At 73.2% G+C, this 23,003-nt stretch carries 17 protein-coding genes; 6 read left to right on the forward strand and 11 right to left on the reverse strand.

From position 1 onward, the window contains the following. Window positions 1-856: 856 nt before the first annotated feature. Window positions 857-1,735 (reverse strand): helix-turn-helix domain-containing protein, encoded by an 879-nt coding sequence (locus ACFVFQ_RS02935; protein ID WP_383407556.1) that lies wholly within the window; start codon window positions 1,733-1,735, stop codon window positions 857-859. Between the two features lie 187 nt (window positions 1,736-1,922). Here ACFVFQ_RS02935 and ACFVFQ_RS02940 point away from each other — a divergent pair, with 187 nt between their 5' ends. After that, entirely contained in the window at window positions 1,923-3,740 is a 1,818-nt protein-coding gene (locus ACFVFQ_RS02940) for a beta-galactosidase (RefSeq protein WP_383407559.1), read from the forward strand. A gap of 103 nt (window positions 3,741-3,843) precedes the next feature. Here the strand turns inward: ACFVFQ_RS02940 and ACFVFQ_RS02945 are convergent, their stop codons facing one another. The 4 genes from ACFVFQ_RS02945 to ACFVFQ_RS02960 form a co-directional block, all read right to left on the reverse strand. Continuing rightward, on the reverse strand, window positions 3,844-6,915 hold the full coding sequence (locus tag ACFVFQ_RS02945; protein ID WP_383407562.1) for an endo-alpha-N-acetylgalactosaminidase family protein: 3,072 nt from the start codon (window positions 6,913-6,915) through the stop codon (window positions 3,844-3,846). A 117-nt stretch (window positions 6,916-7,032) separates the two neighbouring features. Beyond that, window positions 7,033-8,184 (reverse strand): sensor histidine kinase, encoded by a 1,152-nt coding sequence (locus ACFVFQ_RS02950; RefSeq protein WP_383408034.1) that lies wholly within the window; start codon window positions 8,182-8,184, stop codon window positions 7,033-7,035. A gap of 5 nt (window positions 8,185-8,189) precedes the next feature. Continuing rightward, window positions 8,190-8,852: a response regulator gene (locus ACFVFQ_RS02955; protein ID WP_383407568.1), complete on the reverse strand. Its 663-nt coding sequence runs from the start codon at window positions 8,850-8,852 to the stop codon at window positions 8,190-8,192. Between the two features lie 107 nt (window positions 8,853-8,959). Next, a complete protein-coding gene (locus tag ACFVFQ_RS02960; protein ID WP_383407573.1) occupies window positions 8,960-9,766 on the reverse strand; it encodes a S1 family peptidase in 807 nt (268 codons plus the stop codon). A gap of 271 nt (window positions 9,767-10,037) precedes the next feature. On the opposite strand from ACFVFQ_RS02960, the gene ACFVFQ_RS02965 reads away from it, so the two are divergent. Continuing rightward, window positions 10,038-10,949: a hypothetical protein gene (locus tag ACFVFQ_RS02965; RefSeq protein ID WP_383407576.1), complete on the forward strand. Its 912-nt coding sequence runs from the start codon at window positions 10,038-10,040 to the stop codon at window positions 10,947-10,949. Window positions 10,950-10,973: 24 nt separating this feature from the next. Here the strand turns inward: ACFVFQ_RS02965 and ACFVFQ_RS02970 are convergent, their stop codons facing one another. Both ACFVFQ_RS02970 and ACFVFQ_RS02975 read right to left on the reverse strand, forming a co-directional pair. Next, complete coding sequence (locus ACFVFQ_RS02970) at window positions 10,974-11,669, reverse strand: alpha/beta fold hydrolase (protein WP_383407579.1); 696 nt, start codon at window positions 11,667-11,669, stop codon at window positions 10,974-10,976. 194 nt (window positions 11,670-11,863) lie between these two features. Then, the gene (locus ACFVFQ_RS02975) at window positions 11,864-12,598 is read right to left on the reverse strand and encodes an MBL fold metallo-hydrolase (protein WP_383407582.1); all 735 of its coding nucleotides are present in this window, start codon (window positions 12,596-12,598) and stop codon (window positions 11,864-11,866) included. Window positions 12,599-12,765: 167 nt separating this feature from the next. Between ACFVFQ_RS02975 and ACFVFQ_RS02980 the strand changes: the two genes are divergently transcribed. Together ACFVFQ_RS02980 and ACFVFQ_RS02985 are read left to right on the forward strand one after the other, a co-directional pair. Continuing rightward, window positions 12,766-13,257: a hypothetical protein gene (locus ACFVFQ_RS02980; protein ID WP_383407585.1), complete on the forward strand. Its 492-nt coding sequence runs from the start codon at window positions 12,766-12,768 to the stop codon at window positions 13,255-13,257. A gap of 84 nt (window positions 13,258-13,341) precedes the next feature. Further along, a complete protein-coding gene (locus ACFVFQ_RS02985) occupies window positions 13,342-13,818 on the forward strand; it encodes a PPOX class F420-dependent oxidoreductase (RefSeq protein ID WP_383407588.1) in 477 nt (158 codons plus the stop codon). A gap of 17 nt (window positions 13,819-13,835) precedes the next feature. Here ACFVFQ_RS02985 and ACFVFQ_RS02990 read toward each other — a convergent pair whose 3' ends face one another. Further along, on the reverse strand, window positions 13,836-14,558 hold the full coding sequence (locus tag ACFVFQ_RS02990; protein ID WP_383407591.1) for an SDR family NAD(P)-dependent oxidoreductase: 723 nt from the start codon (window positions 14,556-14,558) through the stop codon (window positions 13,836-13,838). Window positions 14,559-14,662: 104 nt separating this feature from the next. On the opposite strand from ACFVFQ_RS02990, the gene ACFVFQ_RS02995 reads away from it, so the two are divergent. After that, window positions 14,663-15,247, forward strand: coding sequence for a MarR family winged helix-turn-helix transcriptional regulator (locus tag ACFVFQ_RS02995; RefSeq protein ID WP_383407593.1), 585 nt, complete (start codon window positions 14,663-14,665; stop codon window positions 15,245-15,247). Between the two features lie 30 nt (window positions 15,248-15,277). Here ACFVFQ_RS02995 and ACFVFQ_RS03000 read toward each other — a convergent pair whose 3' ends face one another. Next, a complete protein-coding gene (locus tag ACFVFQ_RS03000; protein WP_383407596.1) occupies window positions 15,278-16,045 on the reverse strand; it encodes an ArsR/SmtB family transcription factor in 768 nt (255 codons plus the stop codon). A 67-nt stretch (window positions 16,046-16,112) separates the two neighbouring features. Here ACFVFQ_RS03000 and ACFVFQ_RS03005 point away from each other — a divergent pair, with 67 nt between their 5' ends. Continuing rightward, a complete protein-coding gene (locus ACFVFQ_RS03005) occupies window positions 16,113-16,679 on the forward strand; it encodes a hypothetical protein (RefSeq protein ID WP_383407600.1) in 567 nt (188 codons plus the stop codon). Between the two features lie 169 nt (window positions 16,680-16,848). Here the strand turns inward: ACFVFQ_RS03005 and ACFVFQ_RS03010 are convergent, their stop codons facing one another. Further along, window positions 16,849-18,309, reverse strand: coding sequence for a glutamate synthase subunit beta (locus tag ACFVFQ_RS03010; protein ID WP_383407603.1), 1,461 nt, complete (start codon window positions 18,307-18,309; stop codon window positions 16,849-16,851). After that, on the reverse strand, window positions 18,302-22,909 hold the full coding sequence (gene gltB / locus ACFVFQ_RS03015; protein WP_383407606.1) for a glutamate synthase large subunit: 4,608 nt from the start codon (window positions 22,907-22,909) through the stop codon (window positions 18,302-18,304). The genes ACFVFQ_RS03010 and gltB overlap by 8 nt, the downstream gene beginning before the upstream one ends. Between the last annotated feature and the right edge of the window lie 94 nt (window positions 22,910-23,003).

Genomic DNA, 23,003 nt, shown 5'->3' on the forward strand with positions numbered 1-23,003 from the left:
ATACCCGGGGCTTTGCTCCAGATCCTGCGGGCGCACCCCGGGACATCCCCTCCGGCCTACGCCGTCGCCGACCATCCGCCGGTGGACCCAACCGCCACCAGCCCAACTCACAGACCACGGCGCCCTGGTGGCTACCCGACCGCGGCTGGCTCCGACAACGGCTGGCGTAGTCAGGTCACTCGCGGGCCAGTAGTCAGGGTCACTCGCGGGCCAGGCAGCGACCCTGACTACGCCAGCCATCGGTGGTAGCCGTCGGCGGTCCGAGCCAGGAGTGGGCCGCTGCCCCGTGCCTTGCTCGCCGCCGCCTCCTCTTATCCGGCAACGAACGCGGAGGGGTGGGGAGTTCCGCGTTCCATTACGGATTGTAGTCGGACGGGTGGGGATGGTGAGGAGGGTTGGGGATACGCCCCCCACAGTCGGGGCCGCACAGGCAGGACACAGGGGGCCGCACAGGCGGGGCGCAGTCGTGAAGGCGACCGGCGGGCCGAGGTCGGCGACGCTGCCAGGGGACGCGACCGCGTAGCTGCCCCGGACCGACGCGGCGGGAAAGACGCCCACGGCGCCGGGTCGGAGGGGATGTCCCGGAGCCCGCCCGCAGGATCTGGAGCAAAGCCCCGGGTAATCCTCACCCACACACCAGAGGCGCCCGCACCGAGGACGGGTTCCGGGGCAGCCCCTCCGACCCCCACCCACCGAAGAGTGGGCGAGGCCACCCCAGCCACCACCGCGCCAGACAGACAGACGACAACGCGGGGCGACCACCAACCACACCCCCGCCGCCACGGCGCGCAACCACCCACCGACAGGGACCGGCGGGGAAGGGGAAGGGGAACGAGAGAACGTAGAGAACGTGGCGTCACCCGTCGACGTGTGGTGGAGACGAGGGGTCTGGGATTTGGGTGGACCAGCCGCCGGGGACGGAGCGGGTTTGGCGGTCGCGGAAGCGGGCGGGGGCAAGGCCGACGCGGCGGGTGAAGAGGCGGCTGAAGTAGGCGGGGTCGTCGTAGCCGACGCGGCGGGCGACGGCCGCGACGGGGAGTTCGGTGGCGACGAGGAGTTCCTTGGCGCGGCCCAGGCGGATGCCGAGGAGGTAGTCCTTGGGGCTGCAACCGGCCCCGCGGCGCACCGCGGCGCGGAGCGCCGCGGGGGTCATGCCGCGCCGGGCCGCGTGTTCGGCGATCGAGAGCGGGAGGAACGCGTCGCGGGCCAGGGCGGCCAGCACCGGTTCGCCGTCGGCGCCGGTGTCGGCGCGGGCGCGACGCAGCGCGACGAGGAGTTCGTGGACCGCGGCGGCGGTCTCGACCTCCAGGAGGGGGTTGCCGCGGCGCGCGGCGCGGGCGATGCGGCCGATCGCGGCGCGGGCCGGCCCGGCGTCGGTGAGCGGGACGAGGGGTTGGTGCGGCTCGATGTAGCCGAGTTCGGTGTAGGTGTCGGCGGCGGGTCCGGTGAAGTCGACGAAGCCCTCGTCCCAGCCGGTGTCGGGGTCGGCGCCGTAGTGGTGCTCGACGCCGGGGACGAGCCAGAGGAGGGCGGGGGCGGTGACGGTGTGACGGTGCCCGTCGGGGGTGGTGAACCAGCCGCGGCCGGCGCACAGGACGACGGCGACGTGGTGGTCGAGGGTGCGCGGGCCGACCGGCGGCAGGGTGCCGTGTTGGAGGCCGACGCCCAGGCAGACCAGGCCGAGCCGGTGGTGGAGCGGGCTCGGGGTGAAGTAGCGCATCCAGGTGCGGTACATGCCGGCCGGTCCTCCTCCCCTCGCCGTTCGGCGCCCCGAACGCGCGCCCCCGACGCGCGCCCCGCACGCGCCAGGCGCCTGGCGGCGATCCGTCCAATGGGCATCGATCTTTGTCCATGGACCGGCCGGCCGCCAGGGGGCGAGCGTGAGGGGAGGCGATCGGGAGCGACGAGGCGGGAGGCGCGGGGTGCGGTTTGCCGTTGGGGAGCGGGAGTTCGAGGTGGACGGGCGGCCGGTGCGGCTGCTGTCGGGGGCGTTGCACTACTTCCGGGTGCATGAGGCGCAGTGGGCGCACCGGTTGGCGATGGTGCGGGCGATGGGGCTGAACTGCGTGGAGACGTATGTGCCGTGGAACTGGCACGAGCCGCGGCCTGGTGAACTGCGGGACGTCGGGGCGCTGGGGCGGTTCCTGGACGCGGTGGCGGCGGCGGGGTTGTGGGCGATCGTGCGGCCGGGGCCGTATATCTGCGCGGAGTGGGAGAACGGGGGGTTGCCGTGGTGGTTGACGGGGGCGTTGGGGCGGCGGGTGCGGACCCGGGAGCCGGCGTTTCTGCGGGCGGTGGACGGGTGGTGGGAGGTGGTGCTGCCGCAGGTGGTGGCGCGGCAGTGCGGCCGGGGCGGGCCGGTGGTGCTGGTGCAGGTGGAGAACGAGTACGGGTCGTATGGGTCGGATACGGAGTATCTGGGGCATCTGGCCCGGACGTTGCGGGAGTTGGGGGTGACGGTGCCGCTGTGCACGTCGGACGGGGCGGAGGACCACATGCTGACCGGTGGGAGCGTGCCGGGGGTGCTGGCGACGGTGAACTTCGGGTCGGGGGCGCGGGAGGCGTTCGCAGCGTTGCGGCGGCATCGGGCGCGGGGGCCGTTGATGTGCATGGAGTTCTGGTGTGGGTGGTTCGCGCACTGGGGTGCGGCGGCTCAGCCGCGGGGGGCGGCTGAGGTGGCGGCGGCGTTGCGGGAGGTGTTGGCGTGCGGGGCGTCGGTGAATGTCTATATGGCGCACGGGGGGACGAGTTTCGGGGGCTGGGCGGGGGCGAACCGGGCGGGTGAGGTGCAGGACGGGGCGTTGTTGCCGACGGTGACGTCGTACGACTACGGGGCGCCGGTGGATGAGCGGGGGCGGCCGACGGAGTTGTTCTGGCGGATGCGGGAGGTGTTGGCGGAATACGCGGTGGGGCCGTTGCCGGAAGTGCCAACGGCGCAACCGGTGTTGGCGGGGGCGGTGGAGGTGGCGTTGTCGGGGTGGTTGGGGATGGATGCGGTGTTGGCGGGGTTGGGGGGTCCGGAGGTGTGCGCGGGGGTGCCGCCGACATTCGAGGAGTTGGGGGTGGAGCGGGGGTTGGTGCGGTACCGGGTGGCGGTGCCGGGGCCGCGGGAGCCGTATCCGTTGCGGGTGGTGGGGCTGCGGGATCGGGCGGTGACGGTGGTGGACGGGGTGCGGGGGCCGGTGTTGGTGGAGGGGAGTGAGGGGGAGGGGGAGGTTGCGGTGTTGGGGCGGGTGGCGGGGCCCGCGGAGGTGGTGTTGTGGGTGGAGTCGTTGGGGCGGGTCAACTACGGGCCGCGGCTGGGCGAGGCGAAGGGGATCACGGGCGGGGTGCTGCACGAGCGGCAGTATCTGCACGGGGTGCGGGCGCGGGGGCTGCGGTGGGACGCGTTGGAGGGGGCAGCGGGCGCGGCGGCGGTGGCCGGGTTGGGGTTCGGTGGGGCGCGGCCGGGGGCGCGGGGGTTGCATCGGGGCACGGTGACGGTGCCGCCGGGTGGGGTGGGGGACGCGGTGTTGGAACTGCCGGGGTGGACACGGGGGTTGGTGTGGATCGGGGGTTTTCCGGTGGGGCGGTATTGGTCGGTGGGGCCGCAGCAAGGTTTGTTCGTGCCGGGTCCGGTGTTGCGGGAGGGGACGAACGAGGTGCTGGTGCTGGAGTTGGAGGGGCCGGATGGGGACGAGGGGGCGGCGGGTGCGACGGGGTCCGTAGTGGCGGCGGGGGCACCGCGGTTGGTGCCGTGAGCCTCACGGGCCGGATGCCCGAACGCGGGGCCAAGCCCCCAGACGGTCCAGCCCGCGCCCGCCTCCCCCGCCCCACCTCACGCCTCAACCACCCCGAAGGGCATCACCCCTCAACCACCCCGAAGGCATCCAGGACGAACTCCGCCGTCCCGTCCCCGCCCGTCTTGCGTAGCCCGACCCAGACCTCGCCCTCCTCCGGCGCGGTGAACTCGTACCTGAGGGTGGCGGGTTGGGTGGCGACCGGCAGGGGGTGCCGGCTGAGCTCACGGGTGCCGGGGGTGTCGACGGCGGTGACCCAGGCGTACTGGTCGGCCTGCTCGTTCTCGTAGCGGAGGGTGACGCGGTAGCGGCGGCCGGGGGCGAAGCGGACGGTGTGCGGGACGGTGCGGTAGACGAGGCCGGTGTGCTCGCCGCGGGACTTCAGGGACTGGGTGCCGTCGATGACGTCGTCGATCGCCTTGTCGTTCCAGCCGCGTTGGGTGTACGGGGCGTGGCGTTGGGCGAGGTGGGTGCGGGGGTCGGTGGAGCCGCCGGCGTCGCCCTTGACGAAGGGGCCCCAGCCCTGGGGGACGGCCTCGAAGTCCTCGTGGACGAGGGTGCCGGGCCCGGTGGCGGGGCGCGGGGCGGGGACGATGCGGACGTTGTCGAAGCGGATGCGGGGGTGTCCGGGGGCGGCGGTGAGGGCGAGGGTGGCCGGGCCGCCGCCGTCGGGGACGGTGAAGCGGGTGGTCAGGCGCTGGTAGCGAGTGCCGGTCTTGCGGTCGGCGGCAACGTAGTTGGGGGCGGTGGAGGTCTCGGTGAAGTTGGTGGCGGTGACGCCGTCGGGGGTGCGGACCTCCAGGGCGGCGCGGCGCCGCTCCCCCGCCGTGGCGCCGACCTCGACCTGGACGGAGGCGGCGTAGTCGCCGGGGGCGAGGCGGGCCAAGCGTTGGGCGACGGTGGCGGCGGGGCCGGGGCCAATGACCAGTTCGTAGTCGCCGCGGTCGTTGCGTTGGACGGTGGCGGGGCCGGTGGTCTGCCAGGCGGTGAGGTCGCCGGCGTGGAAGCCGGGGTCGGTCAGGGGGGTGCCCTCGCCCCAGTGGGGGTCGGGCGGGGTGGGGGCCTTTGTGCGGTAGAGGACGTAGGCGGTGTCGGGGCGGGCGGTGAGGGTGATCCGGCCGCCGGTGACGGGGATGCGCCGGTGGTCGGTGCGGCCCTGGTCGGTGAGGCGGTAGGCGTGGACGGTCCGGGTGCCGGCCCAACCGCGGGGCAGTTGCCAACTGGTCTGCCCGCCTTGGGGGTTGTAGTGGTAGAGCTTGGCGGGGTCGGTGGCGCGGCGGGGTTCCCAGGGCAGCAGGTAGCGGCCGCCGTCGTAGACGAGGCGGCCGTCGGTGGTGATGCGGCGGGTGCCGCCGGCGTCGGTGACGGTGGTGCGGGTGGGGCCTTCGAAGGTGATCTCGTGGTCGGTCCAGGTGCGGATGGGGTACGCCTGGAGGTACTTGGCGGGCAGGGCGTCGTTCCAGACGATGGTGTGGAAGGCGTTCCAGTCGTTCTTGCCGGTCCAGCCCTCGAAGTTGCCCATGCGGGGGGCGCCGAGGAGGGTGGGCCACTTGTCGGCGAAGACGTCTTTTTGGTGGTTGCGGAGGAAGCGGATGAGCTGGGAGTTGATGTCGCGGGAGGTGTCGGGGCCGTAGTCGGTCTCGTTGGCCCAGTGGGACCAGAGGGCCGAGCGTTCCAGGCCGTGACCCCATTCGGTGGCGACCTGCCAGCCCTGGTCGCGCAGGTGGCGTTGGAGGCGGTCGGAGTTCCAGCCGGATTCCCGGAAGACGTCGAGGTAGACGGTGTTCAGGGCGGGGTCGGTCTCCCGGCGGAGCTGGGCGAAGCGGGCGACGATGTCGCCGGAGACGAGGTCGCGGCGGGCGTCGATGCGGTAGGACTGGTCGAGCCAGTCCCATTGCTTGTCGCGGGAGTTGACGAGCCGTTCGGAGAAGGCGTGCGCGACGGGGTAGGACTCGGTGGCGTTGACGTGGACGGCGAAGTCGCTGCCCCACTTCTTTCCGGCGCGCAGCAGGGTGTTGAGGTCGGCGAGGCCGCCGGCGCGTTCGTTGTAGTTGCCGCCGTAGTCGGGGTGGGCCGAGTCGTGGCCCTCTGATTGGTAGCCCTTGAGGAGGGTGAACTGGCGCAGGCCGTCGGTGGCCAGGGCGATCCGTTTGACGTTGTCGAGGGTGGCGAGGAACGGGTTGGTGGCCTGGCTGGCGAAGTTGAAGGGGATGTGCGGGACGACGCGGAGGTGCTGGGTGTCGGCGCCGAGCGGGTTGACCATGATGTCGCGGAGGGCGAGGGCGGCGTCCTGCCAGTCGGTGCGGCCGTCGCCGTTGCGGTCGCGGGTGAGGATGACGGTGGCATACGGGAGGGGTTCGGTGGCGTCGGTGGGTTGGCCGGCGGCGCGGTGGGTCCATTGGCCGGGGGTGAGGTGGGCCGTGACGTGTGCACCACTGCGCAGGGTCTGGTGCCAGAGGCGGCCGTTCTCCCAGGCGGTGGGGGTGGTGGGGGTGTCGTAGACGGTGTTGGTCTCGATGGCGGCGGCGAGTTGGGCGGTGGCGACGACGGCGTAGGCGCAGCCGGTGGGGGCGGCCTCGACGGGGGTGTGGTCGGTGACCTCGATGAGGGTGTCGCCGCTGGTGGCCTTGTCGAGTTGGAGGCGGGCGGCGAGGAGGTGGGCACCGGGTTGGTCGCTGCGGACGCTGAGCAGGGCGAGGTCGGGTATCTGGAGGGTGCCGACGCGGAGTTCGGGGGTGTCGGTGAGGTCGGTCAGGCGCCAGGTGACCTGCCAGTCGTGGACGGCGATCTCGACGGTGAGGGTGGTGCCGCCGTCGAGGGCGAGGGTGTAGGTGGCGCGGTCGGTACGGGCGCGGTGGGTGACGCGGGGGGTGTGCGGGCGGTCGTCGATGAGGAGGTGGGTGACGGGGGTTTGCTGGCCGTGCAGGACGGCGCCGGTGGCGCGGTCGGTGTAGGAGACGATGCGGGGGAAGGCGGGGTCGACGCGGACCTCCAGGGCGGTGGAGCGCAGGACCGTGGGGGCGGTGGGGGGTGCGGCGGTCGCGGTGCGGGTGCCGAGCGGGAGGGCGGTGGCGACGCCGGCGAGTGCGGTGGCGGCGACGAGTTGTCTGCGGCTGGGTCCGGGCTGTGCGCTCACGCGTCCTCCTCGGTGGCGGTGCGGCCTTGTCGGCGGACAGCGTGCAAGGTGGGCGGGGCGCGGGCCCATGGACTGAGGGGCGCCGGGTGTTGGACAGATGCGACCGGCGGGCGCGGCTCAGTGGTCGGTCGGGCCGGCCGGTGGGAGGAGGGCGGTGACCTGCCAGCCGCCTTCGGGGGCGGGGCCGGCGGTGAGGGTGCCGCCGAGGGCCTCGGCGCGTTCGGTGAGGCCGGCCAGGCCGAAGCCGCCGCCGCGGGTGGGCGGTTCGGTCGGGCGGGCCGGGGTGCCACCGTCGTTGGCGATGCGCAGTTCGGTGCCGCGGGGGGTGGTGTGCACGGTGATGCGGACGGCGGTGGCGTCGGGGGCGTGCTTGCGGACGTTGGTGAGGGATTCGCGGACGATGCGGTGGACGGCGGCGGCGACTTCGGGCGGCAGGGTGTGGTCCAGGCCGGGTTCGAGGTCGAGGGTGACGGGCGGGCCGGTGCGGGTGAAGGCGTCGGCGAGGGCGCGGACTTCGGCGAGTCCGGCGACGGGGGTGGTGCGGGCCTCGCCCTCGCGCAGCACCCGGACCAGGCGACGCATGGCGCCGAGGGCCTCGTCGCCGGCGCTCTCGATCCGGGCGAAGGCGTCACCGGCGCGCTCCCCGTCGAGGTGGGTGAAGCGGGCGGCGCGGGCCGACACCACGATGCCGGTGACGTGGTGGGCGATGACGTCGTGCAACTCCCGGGCCAGCTCCAGGCGTTCGGCGTCCCGTACGGCGGCCAGGTCGCGCAGCCGCGCGGCGTTCTGCCAGCGCAGGATCATCGAGTAGGCGGTGACGACGACGGTGAGGACGCCGTAGACGACGGTGAAGACGCCCATCCGGATGTCCCGCATGGGGGCGAGCACGCAGGACAGGCCGAGCAGTGGGCCGAGGACGGCGGCGGTGCGGGCGGGGGCGCGCTGCACCACCGCGGTGAGCAGCACGAGCAGGGCGATGCCCTCGCCCAGGCCCCAGACGCGCAGGGCGTGCTGGCCGGCGATCAGGACGGCGGAGGCGGCGAGGGAGACCGCGGCGGCGAGGCCGGCGCGGAGGGTCAGCGGGATGTGGCGGGAGGGGACGGCGCACAGGCAGACCACGACGGCGGCGGCGACGACGATGGCGTGCGGGCGGGTGGGTTGTCGGGCCAGGGCGACGGTTTCGAAGCCGACGAGGAAGAGCAGGACGGCGGCGAGGGCGGCCTTGGCGGCGAGGGCCTTGTGAGGGTGGGCGCGGGCCCATCCGGTCAGCGGGCTCATTCCTCGGTGGCCAGGCCGGTTTCCCAGGCCCAGGCGGCGATCTCGACGCGGTTGCGGGCGGCGAGTTTGGCCTGGACGTTGGCGAGGTGGGTCTTGACGGTGGAGAGCGAGACGTGCAGGGCGTCGGCGATCTCGGCGTTGGTGCGGCCGGTGGCCAGGGCGCGGACGACCTGTTCCTCGCGGTCGGTGAGGGGTTCGGCGGGCTGGCGGCCGGCGGCGGGAGTGCGGCTGCGCAGCAGGCGCAGGGTGATGGCGGGTGAGACCAGGGCGTCGCCGGCGGCCGCGGCGCGGACGCCCTCGACGAGCAGGGCGGGGCTGGCGTCCTTGAGGAGGAAGCCGCAGGCGCCGTTGTGGAGGGCGGCGTGCACGTACTCGTCGAGGTCGAAGGTGGTGACGATGACGACCTTGGGGCGGCCGTGGAGTTCGGGCTGTTCGGCGGCGCGTTCGGCGAGCCGGCGGGTGACCTCCAGGCCGTCGGGTCCGGGCATCCGGATGTCGAGCAGCAGCACGTCGGGGCGGAGGCGCTCGGCGGCCTCCAGGGCGGCGTCGCCGTCGGTGACGTCGGCGAGGACCTCGATGTCGGGCTGGCTCTCCAGGATCATCCGGAAGCCCGTCCGGACCATCTCCTGGTCGTCGGCGATGACCACGCTGATCGGCATGGCTCCATCGGACCGGTGGCGGTGGCGGCCCGCAAGCCGCGGCGGCGGATGGTGGTACGGGCAGGGGCCCGTGGGGGTGGCCGGGCCCCTGCGCCGGTGGTGCGGGGTCAGCCGAGTTGGGCGGCGGCCTTGGCGATGTCGGCGGCGAAGGTGCTCACCTCGGTGTAGACGCCGGGCTTGCCGGGTCGGGCGCAGCCCTCGCCCCAGGAGACGATGCCGACCTGGATCCACTGGCCGGCGTCGTCCTTGCGGAACATCGGGCCGCCGGAGTCGCCCTGGCAGGTGTCGGTGCCGCCGGTGTCCAGCTTGCCGGCGCATATCTCCTCGCCGGGCGTGAGGGAGTCGCCGTACGCCTGCTGGCAGGCGGCGTCGTCGATGAAGGGGACGGTGGCCTTGAGGAGGTAGCGCTGCTGGTCGCCGCCTTCCTTGTCGGCGCCCCAGCCGGCGATGGTGAAGTCGCCCTTGTTGTAGGTGTCCTTGTCGGCGGTCTTGAGGGTGGGCTGGTCGAGGGGCTTGGCCAGCTTGATGAGGGCCCAGTCCTTGCCCTTGCCGTTGTAGCCGGGGGCCTGGAGGACCTGGGTGGAGTTGACCTTGACGGCGGCGGGGTCCTGGAGGTCGACGGCGCCGCCGGTGGCGGTGAGGGAGGTGTCGGGCCCGCTGCCGTCGACACAGTGCGCGGCGGTGAGCACGATGTCCTTGGCGTAGAGGGCGCCGCCGCAGCCCATCGACAGCCGCACCATGAAGGGGAATTCGCCCTGGTCGGCGCGGGTGCCGCCGACGACGTGGGAGTGGCTGGAGCCGCCGGGGGTGGGGGCGGGGGCGGCCTGGGCGGCGACGGGCTGGAGGCTGACGGCGGCCAGGGCGATGGCGCCGGCGGCGGTGGCTCTCTTGAGGTGCTTGTGGTGGGTGCGCAACGTGCTTCCTTCCGTGGGGGGTGGAGAAACGAAGCGTCATGACAGGCCCATGCCAAGCCCCGTGCCGACCACGGCCCCGCAAAATCCGTGGGAACGACGGCAGCACTCGGCAAAACTTCCGGGCGCCTGGGCAATGAACCCGTAAAGCGCCCTGTGATTATGTGGAGTGCGGGAACAGAGTGACAAGGGTCAACATCCGGCCAACTCCCGTCCCCCGCACGCCCGGTGGGCCCTGGTGCCGCCGCGCCCGCGCCGGTCGTAGAGTGAGCCGATGACCACCGGCGGCAGCGAGATCGCGCACGGCTTCCCTCATCTCGACACGGTCCGTGCGGCCCTCACCGCGCTCTTCCGCCGGCTGTCCCACGACACCGTGAGCACCTTTCCCACCAGCGTGCTCCCCGTCGACGTGGCCTTCGACGACGCCGAGGACCTCCATCTGGGCGCCCAGCGGGTGGCCCGCGCCATGGTCCACCACCTGCATCTGCCGGACGCCCGGATCGTGCTCACCTTCCGCGAGATGGAGCACGCCGCGACCGTCGAACTGACCGCGGGCCCCGAGTACTTCGTCGAGCTCAACGACCGCTTCCGCCGGCACCGCAAGGACATCGGCGCCGCCCTGGCCCACGAGGTGACCCACGTCTGGCTGCACCGGCTGGACCTGTCCTTCCCCGGCACCCGCGACAACGAGATCCTCACCGACACCGCCGCCAGCTACCTCGGCGCCGGCTGGCTGCTGCTGGACGCCTACCGCGAACACGGGCCGTTCTCCCAGAAGTTGGGCTACCTCACGCCCGAGGAGTTCGGCTATGTGCTGGCCAAGCGCGCCGACTTCTTCGGCGAGGACCCGTCGCCGTGGTTCACCAGCCCGCAGGCGTACGACGCGTACACCGCGGGGCGGGCCCGGTCCCGGCAGGACGCCCGCCGGCCGCCGCTGGCCGGCGCCGGCCTCGCCGCGCGGCTCCGCTACGCCAGGGACCGCCGCGCGGTGACGGCCCGCCCCCGCACCACCGCGCCCGCCGCCGGCCCGGGCGGGGGCTACGCCTTCGAGTCCGCGGGCCCCGGCGCCACGCTGCGGGTCTCGTTCCCCTGCCCGACCTGCTGCCAGCGCATCCGCGTCCCGGTGCGCGGCCGCCTCCAGGCCCGCTGCGGCCTGTGCAAGTCCCTGCTGGACTGCGACACTTGACGCCCCGCCGGGCACCGCAACGGTTCAGATCCAGCCCTCCAGCCCGGCCAGGAACCCCGCCAGGTCATCCCGGTGGATGGTGTGCCCGGCGCCGGCCACGGTCCGGACCGTGAAGCCCCGGCTGACCAGCTCCTTCGCCGCCTCCTCGGTGAACAGGAACCCCTCCCCCGCGATCTGCACCAGCGACGGCACCACCGGACGCGCCGGCGTCCGGTCCCGCAGATGGCCGCCGGACAGGGCCAGCGCCGTGGCGGTGTCCCAGTCCGCGAGGGTGGCCAGTTCGACGTCGATGTCGGCGTCGTCCCAGCGCGGGTTGAAGGCCGCCACCCGCGCCCGGTCCGCGGTCTTGAACGTCACGAACACCGCCGGGTCGACCGCCTGCCCCACGCCCACCAGCGACCACGCCGGGTCGCAGTAGACCGCCCGCCGCGGCCGCAGCCGCTCGACCGCCAGGGCCAGCGCCAGCCCACCCAACGAGTGCCCGACGGCGACCTCGACGCCGGTCGGCAGGGTGTCCACCAGGTCGTCGGCGAAGAGTTCGGGGCCGTACGCGCCGCGCGGGCTGCGGCCGTGGCCGCGCAGGTCGACGCCGATGACGCGGTAGCCCCGGTCGGCGAGGGCCGGGCCGACCCGGTGCCAGGTGCGGTGGTCGGACATGATCCCGTGGATCAGCACCGCGATCCGGTCGCCGGCGCCCCACTCGTGGGTGTGCAGCTGCATGCCGTGCCTCTCTCCCGCTCGTCTCCCGCCCGCTCCGGGCCCAGGGGCGGCCCGGTGGGGCCGTGACGGCGAAATTACACGTGCCGGTCGTGGGGCGGGCGTAAGCGGCGCACCACCGGCCGCCCGCATACCGCCCGCCCCCGCCGCGACACGGACCGCCCCCCGCAGTCAACACCCCCCGCCTCGCGCCGACTTCACCGCCAGTCCGACTCCGGTGTGGCCGCCGCCAGCAGCGCGCGGGCGCCGGTGCGGATCGGCACGCCGTGCGGGACGCAGACCGTGTCGACGTCGTCCAGGGCCGCCAGCCGCCGGAACGAGGCCAGGGCCCGCGCGCGGTCGACGTTGAAGGGGCCGAGCAGGACCCGGGAGCCGGTGGGGTCGGTGGCGATGATGTCCCCGGGGAACAGCAGCCGGCTCCCCGGCAGATGGAGGGCGATGGCGCCCTCGGTGTGGCCGGGGACGTGCAGCACCCGGACCGGCTCGGGCCAGTCGTCGAGGGTGTCGCCCTCGTGGAGCGGGGTGTCCACCCCGACATGGCGCAGCGGCGGCATCGCGCCGGCCGTGAGCCCGGCCATGACGCCCTCGTGCACGACCCGTTCGCCGGGGACGAGGTCGAGCGGCGGCTCGGGGCGGGCGCCGCTGATGACGGGGGCGTCGAGGGCGCCGGCCAGGACGCGGGCGCCGGTGGCGGCGACCAGGTCGGCGGCGGACCCCATGTGGTCGAGGTGGTGGTGGGTGAGCACGATCTGCCGGAGCGCGGCGGGGCCGCCGCCGAGCCGGTCCAGCGCGTCGAGGATCGCGGGGGCCGAGCCGGGTATGCCGGTGTCGACCGCGGCGAAGCCGCCGTCGGTCAGGGCGACGAGGTACACATGGCCCACGGGGAACGGGAGTTGCCAGATGTGCGGGGTGATCCGGGTGAGTGCGTCCATGATCGGACGCTAACCGCCGTCGGCCGGGCGCCGCGGGGTTTGCGCCGTGGGCGGATTGAGCGCACGGCGAAAAGGGCCGGGCCCTGCGGGAGTTCACGGCCGGCCGGGGCGGAACCCGTCGTGACCCTGACACGTCCCATCCGCGACCGACCCCGAGGAGGCACGTCATGCAGCACACCGCACATCGCTCCCGCACCCGGACCACCGCCCTGGTCGGCTGCCTCGCCGCGGCCGGCGCCCTGGCGCTCGCCGGCTGTGGCAAGGCCACGCAGACGGTGCACAGTTCGCCGCCGCAGCACCGCGCGGACGCCTTCGACCAGCGGGCCGCGCAGATCGTGCGGGACTGGCCGAAGGTCGCGCCGGTCCCCGGCCGGCAGGAGGCGCTGCTGCCGCTGGCCGCCGCCGACCGACCGGCGGCCGCGGACGCCAGGGCGCTCACGGTGACCGTCGGCCACAGCGCCTGCGACGCCCACTACGGTGCCCGCGTCCTGGAGTCCAAGGACCTGGTGGTGGTCTCCGGTTGGGGCCAGAAGAAGAACCCCAAGGCCATGTGCACCGACCAGTTGGCCACCCACAAGACGAAGGTTTCGCTGAAGAGCCCGTTGGCGGGCCGCAAGGTGGTGGACGCGGTCACCGGCAAGCAGTTGCTGAAGGGGTGAGCCGAAAGGCCCGGGCCGCGACCCGGGTGGCGGGCGGCCGCGGGGTTCGCCATGGAGCGGGCTCGAAGCCCTAGGCTCGCGTCCATGAGCCCTTCCATCGCCACCACCACCCGCGTCGACCTGCCCGGGCTGCTGGAGTTCGTCCGCCCCCGACACCATGCGATCCTGCTCACCCGCCGCTCCGACGGCACCCCGCAGGGCTCGCCGCTGACCTGCGGGGTGGACGACTCCGGTCGGCTGGTGATGTCGACGTACCCGGAGCGGGCCAAGGTCCGCAATGTGCGCCGGGTCGCGTCGGTCAGCGTGCTGGTGCTGTCCGACGAGTGGACCGGACCGTGGGTGCAGGTCGACGGCGAGGCCGAGGTGATCGACGCCCCGGACTCCATCGAGCCGCTGGTCGAGTACTACCGCAACATCGCCGGGGAGCACCCGGATTGGGACGAGTACCGCGCCGCGATGCGCAAGCAGGGCAAGTCCCTGATCCGGGTGACCCCGCGGCGCTGGGGCCCGATCGCGACCGGCGGCTTCCCGGCCCGGCTGGTGGCCGGCGACGGCGCCTGACCCGGCGCCGCCGGGCGTCAACGGGTGGGGTGCGCACCGCCGTTGACGTTCAGCACCTGGCCGGTGATGTGCCGGGCGGCCGGGGACGCCAGGAAGGCGACCGCGCCGGTGATGTCGTCGACGGCGCCGGGGCGGCCGGTGGCGGTGGCCGCGATCAGCTGCTCCCGGCGGGAGTCGGCGAGGCGGTCGCGGAAGAAGTCGGTGCCGGCGATGTAGCCGGGCGAGACGACGTTGGCGGTGATCCGGCGGGCGCCGAGCTCCCGGGCCAGGTCGACGTTCCAGGAGGCGAGCCCGGCCTTGGCCGCGCCGTAGGCCCCCGCCCCCTGGTCGGCGGCGATGGACCCGATGTGGATCACCGCGCCGCCGGCCGCCAGCCGGTCGTCCAGGGCCCGGGTGGTCAGCGCGGCGCTGACGAGGTTGGCGTCCAGGTTGGCGCGGAAGTCCCGGGCGTAGGCGGCCAGGTCGGCCGCGCCGTCGGCGTCGAAGTCGGTGTTGCCGCCGGCGTTGTTGACCAGGACGTCGAGGCGCTCGGGCAGCGCCGCGGCGAGGGCGGTGAGCGCCGCCGGGTCGGTGTGGTCGCAGACCAGGGCGGTGACTTCGGGGCGGGCGCCGGTGACGTCCTTCAGCGGGCCGGGGCGGCGGCCGGTGAGGAAGACCCGGTCGCCGTGGGCCGCGAAGTGCTCGACGAGGGCGCGGCCGATGCCGGTGCCGCCGCCGGTGACCAGGATGGTGCGTGCCATGGGGTGAACTCCGTCCATGATGTTTAGGTCTAAATACGTGAGGTGACACGACCCTTTGTTCAGGGCTAAATTTAGACCTGAACATAACACCTCCGGGAGGTCCCGTGGCAAGCACACCCAAGGCGCCGGGCGACGGCAACGGCCGTGCGCCGGGCCGCACTTCGCCCTACCCGGTGGAGGAGATCGCCGCCGCCTGGCAGCGCGAGCGGCCCGGCACGCCGGTCTCCTCCATCGGGATCGTCACGCCCCTGTGGCGACTGGCGAAGCTGCTGGGCGACGACCGGCGACGGGTGCTGGCCCGGGCCGGGGTGGACTCCGCCACCCTGGACCTGCTGAGCGTGCTGCGCCGCGGCGGCCCGCCGTACACCCTGAGCACCCGGGAGTTGAGCCGGCGTTCCCTGATCACTGCCGGGGCGATCTCCCAACGGGTGGCCCGCGCCGAGCGCGAGGGCCTGGTCACCCGCCGACCCGGCGAGGGCCCCCCGCGCACCGTCCTGGTCGAACTCACCCCGGCCGGCCATGACCTGGTCGAGTCCACCGTCGACCAAGTCCTGGGCCGCGAGGCCGAGTTGCTCCAGTCCCTGAACCCCGAGCAGCAGGAGCAGCTCACCGGACTGCTGCGACTCCTGCTCCAGGACGTCCAACACCGGCTGGGCGACGACCGGATCGCCCACGTCGGCGAGGAGTGACGGCCGGGGCCCGGCCGGCGGATCGCCCCCTCACGCCCGCTCGCGCGGCGGCGCCACCGCCGGGGCGGGCGTCAGCACCTCGGCGGGCAGCCCCAGTTGGCTCCGGAAGCCGGCCCGGCCGGCCTCGGTGACCGCGAGGATGCGGCTGGCCGGGGCCTTGATGATCCAGCGCCGCTCCACCGCATACCGGTAGAGGGCGGCGCCGACCGCGCCGGAGAGATGCTGCCGGCGCGAGGTCCAGTCCAGGCAGGTGCGCACGTGCGCCCGGTGGGTCGGCGAGTGGCCGGCCTCCGGGATGCCCAGGTCGGCCAGCCATGCGGTGCCGGCGGCGGTCAGCTCCAGCCCGTACTGCCGCGCCAGCAGGCCGCGTTCGGTCATCGCCTCGGCGATGGCCACGCCCAGCGCGCCGGCGATGTGGTCGTAGCAGGTGCGGGCGTGGTGCAGGGCCCGGCGGTGGTTGGCCTCGGCCAGCGAGCGGATCCGCACCTGGCGGTAGGGGGCGAGGCCGGCGAGGTTCTCCAGCGTCTCGGCGGTGTCCGGCCCGGCCAGTCGGACGTAGCGCCGGCGCCCCTGCCGCTCCTCGGCCAACAGGCCGCCGGCGACCAGGAGGTTGAGGTGCTCGGTCGCGGTCGACGGGGCCACTCCGGCGTACTCGGCCAGTTCGCCGGCGGTCCAGGTGCCGCCGTCGAGGAGGGCGATGCAGATGGCGGCGCGGGTGCGGTCCGCGAGCAGCGCGGCCAGGGCGGCCAGATCGGGGGTTTCGGCGGTGTTTACGTGATCGGCGTCCCATCGAATCATGTGCAGAGCGTAATCACATATAACACTTCGGTGAGAACCGAATCGTCCGCCTTCTATCCTCTGGAACATGAAATCCGCGCTGGAGAAGAGCAGTTCGGTCGTGCCGGCGCTGCTGTCCACGGAGAACGACGACGGGACGTTCGTGCTGGTGGCGCTGCGGATTCGGTGGGAACTCGGCCCGGTGGTGAGCGTCTGGCTACCCGCCCGCGGCCGCACCGCACAGAATCTCGCACTACGCCCGGACGTGGTCTTCAACCTGCCGCCCGAGGGGACGGCCACCGAGGAGGGACCGCGCCTCGCCCCCGAGGCGGAGGAGCCCTGGACCGAGCCGTCCGAACTGGTCCGGCCGCCCCGACTGGCGCACTGCCCCGTGCAGTTGGAGGCCCGTCGGGTCGGCGAGCGGACCGTCACCGACGGCGCCTGGACGCAGGTCGAGGCCCAGGTGCTGCGGGTGCACGCGGACCCGCGCCGGGTGCTGCCGCTGGGCGACGGCTCCCTCGACGTGTCGGGCTGGAGCGCGCCGGTGCACGACTTCCGGCCGCCGGTGGCTCCCCCGCCGCAGGCCGTCCCCGCGCCCGCCAGGGAACTGGCCCGGCAGTTGGGCCGCCGCTTCCCCGCCCAGCGGGACGGCTAACCCAAGGGCCGCCGAGCGCCCAACGGGGCCGCCGGGGCCCGACATGACAGCGCGGCGCCTGCCCTCCGGTCGGGGTGGAGGGACAGGCGTCGCTGTTACGGGGGCCGGGCTGTTCACCCGGCCCCCGTGCCTCCGTACGACGCTGTACGGGACATCCGGTGACGGACGCTCACACCGCCAGGGCGCGGTCCGTCGGCTTGATCGGGGCCGGCAGGGCGCTGGCTCCGGTGAGGAAGCGGTCCACGCCGCGGGCGGCGGAGCGGCCCTCGGCGATGGCCCACACGATCAGCGACTGGCCGCGACCGGCGTCGCCGGCGACGAAGACGCCGGGGACGTTGGTGGCGAAGTCGGCGTCCCGGGCGACGTTGCCGCGCTCGTCCAGCTCCAGCCCGAACTGCTCGACCAGGCCGTTCTCCCGGTCGGTGCCGGTGAACCCCATGGCCAGGGTGACCAGTTGGGCCGGGATGCGGCGCTCGGTGCCCGGCTTCTGCTCCAGCTTGCCGTCCTTGAACTCCACCTCGATCAGGTGCAGCCACTGGACGTTGCCGTCCTCGTCACCCTCGAAGTGGGTGGTGGAGACGGAGTAGATCCGCTCGCCGCCCTCCTCGTGCGCGGAGGTGACCTTGTAGAGCATCGGGAAGGTCGGCCAGGGCTGGCCCGCGCTGCGCTCCTCACCCGGCTTCGGCATGATCTCCAGCTGGGTCACCGAGGCGGCGCCCTGGCGGTGCGCGGTGCCCACGCAGTCCGCGCCGGTGTCACCGCCGCCGATGACCACCACGTGCTTGCCCTCGGCGGTGATCGGCGCGACCGTCAGGTCGCCCTCCTGGACCTTGTTGGCCAGCGGCAGGTACTCCATCGCGAAGTGCACGCCGTTCAGCTCGCGGCCGGGCACCGGCAGGTCGCGGGAGGTGGTGGCGCCGGCCGCGATGACCACCGCGTCGTAGCGCTTGCGGAGCTTGGCCGCGTCGATGTCGCGGCCGATCTCCACCTCCGTGCGGAACTTGGTGCCCTCCGCGCGCATCTGCTCGATGCGGCGGTTGATGTGCCGCTTCTCCATCTTGAACTCGGGGATGCCGTAGCGCAGCAGGCCGCCGATCCGGTCCGCGCGCTCGTAGACGGCGACGGTGTGGCCGGCCCGGGTCAGCTGCTGGGCGGCGGCCAGGCCGGCCGGTCCGGAGCCGATGACGGCGACGGTCTTGCCGGAGAGTCGCTCCGGCGGCTGCGGGGTGACGTCGCCGGCGTCCCACGCCTTGTCGATGATGGAGACCTCGACGTTCTTGATGGTGACCGGCTGCTGGTTGATGCCCAGCACACAGGCCGCCTCGCAGGGCGCGGGGCACAACCGCCCGGTGAACTCCGGGAAGTTGTTGGTGGCGTGCAGCCGCTCGCTGGCCGCCGTCCAGTCCTCGCGGTAGGCGTAGTCGTTCCACTCGGGGATGAGGTTCCCCAGCGGACAGCCGTTGTGGCAGAAGGGGATGCCGCAGTCCATGCAGCGCGACGCCTGCTTGGTGATGATCGGCAGCAGGGAGCCGGGCTGGTAGACCTCGTTCCAGTCCTTGACGCGCTCCTCGACGGGCCGGGTCTTGGCGACCTCGCGCCCGTGGTTCAGGAAGCCCTTGGGGTCAGCCATGGGTCGCCGCCTCCATCATCTTCTCGTGGGTCTCGGACTCGGAGAGCCCGGCCCGCTCGGCGGCCTCCTTGGCGACGAGCACTGCCTGGTACGTGGACGGGATGACCTTGGAGAAGCGCGCCGCGGCTCCATCCCAGTCGGCGAGGAGCTTGGCGGCCACGGTGGAGCCGGTCTCCTCCTGGTGGCGGCGCACCACGTCGTGCAGCCACTGCTTGTCGTTGTCGTCCAACGGGCGGACGGCGCCGGCCAGTTCCTTGTTGACGTTGGCCGGGTCGAGGTCGATGACGTAGGCGGAGCCGCCGGACATGCCGGCCGCGAAGTTGCGCCCGGTCTCGCCCAGGACGACGGCGCTGCCGCCGGTCATGTACTCGCAGCCGTGGTCGCCGACGCCCTCGGAGACCACCGTGGCGCCGGAGTTGCGGACGCAGAACCGCTCGCCGACCCGGCCGCGCAGGAACAGCTCGCCGCCGGTGGCGCCGTAAGCGAGGGTGTTGCCGGCGATGGTGGAGTACTCGGCGAGGTGGTCCGCGCCGCGGTCCGGACGGACCACGATCCGGCCGCCGGACAGGCCCTTGCCGACGTAGTCGTTGGCGTCGCCCTCCAGGCGGAGGGTGATGCCGCGGGGCAGGAACGCGCCGAACGACTGGCCGGCGGAGCCGGTGAAGGTGAGGTCGATGGTGTCGTCGGGCAGGCCCGCGCCGCCGAACTTCTTGGTGACCTCGTGGCCGAGCATGGTGCCGACGGTCCGGTTGATGTTGCGGATCGGGACCTGGGCGCGGACCGGTTGGGCGGCCTCGGCGGTGTCCGCGGCCAGCGCGTCGGCGGCGAGCTTGATCAGCTCGTTGTCCAGCGCCTTCGCCAGGCCGTGGTCCTGCTCGGTGACCCGGTGCCGGACCGCGCCGTCGGGCAGCTCGGGGACGTGCAGCAGCGGGGCGAGGTCCAGGCCCTGGGCCTTCCAGTGGCTGACCGCGCGGGCGACGTTGAGGACCTCGGCGTGGCCGACGGCCTCGTCCAGCGTCCTGAAGCCCAGCTCGGCGAGGAGCTCGCGGACCTCCTCCGCGATGAACTGGAAGAAGTTGACGATGAACTCGGCCTTGCCGTTGAACCGTTCGCGCAGCACCGGGTTCTGGGTGGCGATGCCGACTGGGCAGGTGTCCAGGTGGCAGACGCGCATCATGACGCAGCCGGAGACCACCAGCGGGGCGGTGGCGAAGCCGAACTCCTCGGCGCCCAGCAGCGCGGCGATGACCACGTCGCGGCCGGTCTTGAGCTGGCCGTCGGTCTGCACCACGATCCGGTCGCGCAGGCCGTTGAGCAGCAGCGTCTGCTGGGTCTCGGCCAGCCCCAACTCCCAGGGGCCGCCGGCGTGCTTGAGGGAGGTCAGCGGCGAGGCGCCGGTGCCGCCGTCGTGGCCGGAGATGAGGACCACGTCCGCGTGCGCCTTGGAGACGCCCGCGGCGACCGTGCCGACGCCGACCTCGGAGACCAGCTTCACGTGAATGCGGGCCGCCGGGTTGGCGTTCTTCAGGTCGTGGATGAGCTGGGCGAGGTCCTCGATGGAGTAGATGTCGTGGTGCGGCGGCGGGGAGATGAGCCCCACGCCCGGCGTCGAGTGCCGGGTCTTCGCCACCCACGGGTAGACCTTGTGGCCGGGCAGTTGGCCGCCCTCGCCGGGCTTGGCGCCCTGCGCCATCTTGATCTGGATGTCGTCGGCGTTGACCAGGTACTCGGAGGTGACGCCGAACCGGCCGGAGGCGACCTGCTTGATGCTGGAGCGGCGCGCCGGGTCGTAGAGGCGCTCCGGGTCCTCGCCGCCCTCGCCGGTGTTGGACTTGGCGCCGAGCTGGTTCATCGCCAGGGCGAGGGTCTCGTGGGCCTCGCGGGAGATCGAGCCGTAGGACATCGCGCCGGTGGAGAACCGCTTGACGATCTCGGAGACCGGCTCGACCTCGTCCAGCGGGATCGACGGGCGGTCGGAGGCGAAGGAGAACAGGCCGCGCAGCGTCATCAGCCGCTCCGCCTGCTCGTTCACCCGCTCCGTGTACTTCTTGAAGATGTCGTAGCGGCGGGCCCGGGTCGCGTGCTGGAGCCGGAAGACGGTCTCCGGGTCGAAGAGGTGCGGCTCGCCCTCGCGGCGCCACTGGTACTCGCCGCCGATCTCCAGCGCGCGGTGGGTGGCGGTGATGCCGGTGGCCGGGTACGCCTTGGCGTGCCGCGCCGCGACCTCCTGGGCGATGACGTCCAGGCCGGCGCCGCCGATCTTGGTGGCGGTGCCGTGGAAGTACTTGGCGACGAACTCCTCGTCCAGGCCGACGGCTTCGAAGACCTGCGCGCCCCGGTAGGAGGCGACGGTGGAGATGCCCATCTTGGACATCACCTTGAGCACGCCCTTGCCGAGCGCCTTGATGAGGTTGCGGATGGCGGCGTCGGCGTCCGCGCCGGGGACGTCCTGGATGAACGTGCCGGCCCGGACCAGGTCCTCGACGGACTCCATCGCCAGGTACGGGTTGACCGCGGCGGCGCCGTAGCCGATGAGCAGCGCGACGTGGTGCACCTCGCGGACGTCGCCGGCCTCGACCAGCAGCCCCACCTGGGTACGGGTCTTGGTGGCGATGAGGTGGTGGTGGACCGCGGCGGTCAGCAGCAGCGACGGGATCGGCGCGTGCTCGGCGTCGGAGTGCCGGTCGGAGAGCACGATCAGCCGGGCGCCGTCGGCAATGGCGGCGTCGGCCTCGGCGCAGATCTCCTCGATCCGGTCGGCCAGCGACCGGCCGCCGCCGGAGACCCGGTAGAGGCCGGAGAGGGTCACGGCCTTCATGCCGGGCATGTCGCCGTCGGCGTTGATGTGGACGAGCTTGGCCAGCTCGTCGTTGTCGATGACCGGGAACGGCAGGGACACGCTGCGACAGGAGGCCGCGGTGGGGCTCAGGAGGTTGCCCTGCGGGCCGAGGGAGGAGATCAGGGAGGTGACCAGCTCCTCCCGGATGGCGTCCAGCGGCGGGTTGGTGACCTGCGCGAAGAGCTGGGTGAAGTAGTCGAAGAGCAGCCGGGGGCGCTCGGAGAGCGCGGCGATCGGCGAGTCGGTGCCCATCGAACCGATCGGCTCCGCACCGGACTTGGCCATCGGCGCGAGGATGACCCGCAGCTCCTCCTCGGTGTAGCCGAAGGTCTGCTGGCGGCGGGTGACCGAGGCGTGGGTGTGCACGATGTGCTCGCGCTCGGGCAGGTCGGCCAGGTCGATCAGGCCGGCGTCCAACCACTCCTGGTAGGGGTGCTCGGTGGCCAGTTGGGCCTTGATCTCGTCGTCCTCGATGATGCGGTGCTCGGCGGTGTCGACGAGGAACATCCGGCCCGGCTGGAGGCGGCCCTTGCGGACGACCTTGGCCGGGTCGATGTCCAGGACGCCGACCTCGGAGGAGAGCACGACCAGGCCGTCGTCGGTGACCCAGTAGCGGCCCGGGCGCAGGCCGTTGCGGTCCAGGACCGCGCCGACCTGGGTGCCGTCGGTGAAGGTGACGCAGGCCGGGCCGTCCCAGGGCTCCATCATCGTGGAGTGGTACTGGTAGAACGCCCGCCGGGCCGGGTCCATGGCGGGGGCGTTCTCCCACGCCTCGGGGACCATCATCAGCACCGCGTGCGGCAGCGGCCGCCCGCCGAGGTGGAGCAGCTCCAGGACCTCGTCGAAGGAGGCGGAGTCGGAGGCGTCCGGCGTGCAGATCGGGAACAGCCGCTCCAGGTCCTCATTGCCGAACAGCTGGGAGGCGAGCTGCGACTCGCGGGCCCGCATCCAGTTGCGGTTGCCCTTGACGGTGTTGATCTCGCCGTTGTGCGCGACGAAGCGGTACGGGTGGGCCAGCGGCCAGCTCGGGAAGGTGTTGGTGGAGAACCGCGAGTGGACCAGGGCGATGGCGGTGGCGAACCGGCGGTCGGACAGGTCCGGGAAGAAGGGCTCCAGCTGGCCGGTGGTGAGCATGCCCTTGTAGACGATGGTGCGGGCGGACAGCGAGGGGAAGTAGACCCCGGCCTCCCGCTCGGCGCGCTTGCGCAGCGCGAACGCCTTGCGGTCCAGCGCCAGCCCGATGCTCTTGCGGTCCGTGACGAAGAGCTGCGAGAAGGCCGGCATGGTGGCGCGGGCGCCGTTGCCGAGGAGCTGCGGGGCAACCGGGACGACCCGCCAGCCGAGGACCTCCAGGCCCTCCTCCACGGCAAGCGTCTCGATCCGTGAGACGGCTTCGGCCGCTGCGTGGGCGTCGGACGGCAGGAAGGCCATGCCCACGGCGTAGCCGCCGGCCTCGGGGAGCTCGAAGGTGACGTTCTCGCGCAGGAACGCGTCCGGGATCTGGAGCAGGATGCCGGCGCCGTCGCCCGAATCGGGCTCGGAGCCGGTGGCGCCGCGGTGCTCCAGATTCGTCAGCACGGTCAGGGCCCGTTCGACCAGGGCGTGGCTGGCCTCGCCGGTGAGGGTGGCCACGAAGCCGACGCCGCAGGCGTCGTGCTCGTTCCGGGGGTCGTACATCCCCTGCTGGGCGGGGCGGCCGTCCATGGGCGACCAGGCGGCGGCGCTGCTGGTGGTCGCGGAGTGCGTGGACGCGTGGCGCATCGGCGCTCCCAACGTCGTCGTGGCATTGGCGGTGCCGAGGGACGACGTTGGCCCTCCGCTGAAATTTCGTGCAGGTTACAGGATGGCCCGCTTC

It is taken from the genome of Streptomyces sp. NPDC057743, assembly GCF_042798755.1.
Lineage (GTDB): Bacteria > Actinomycetota > Actinomycetes > Streptomycetales > Streptomycetaceae > Streptomyces.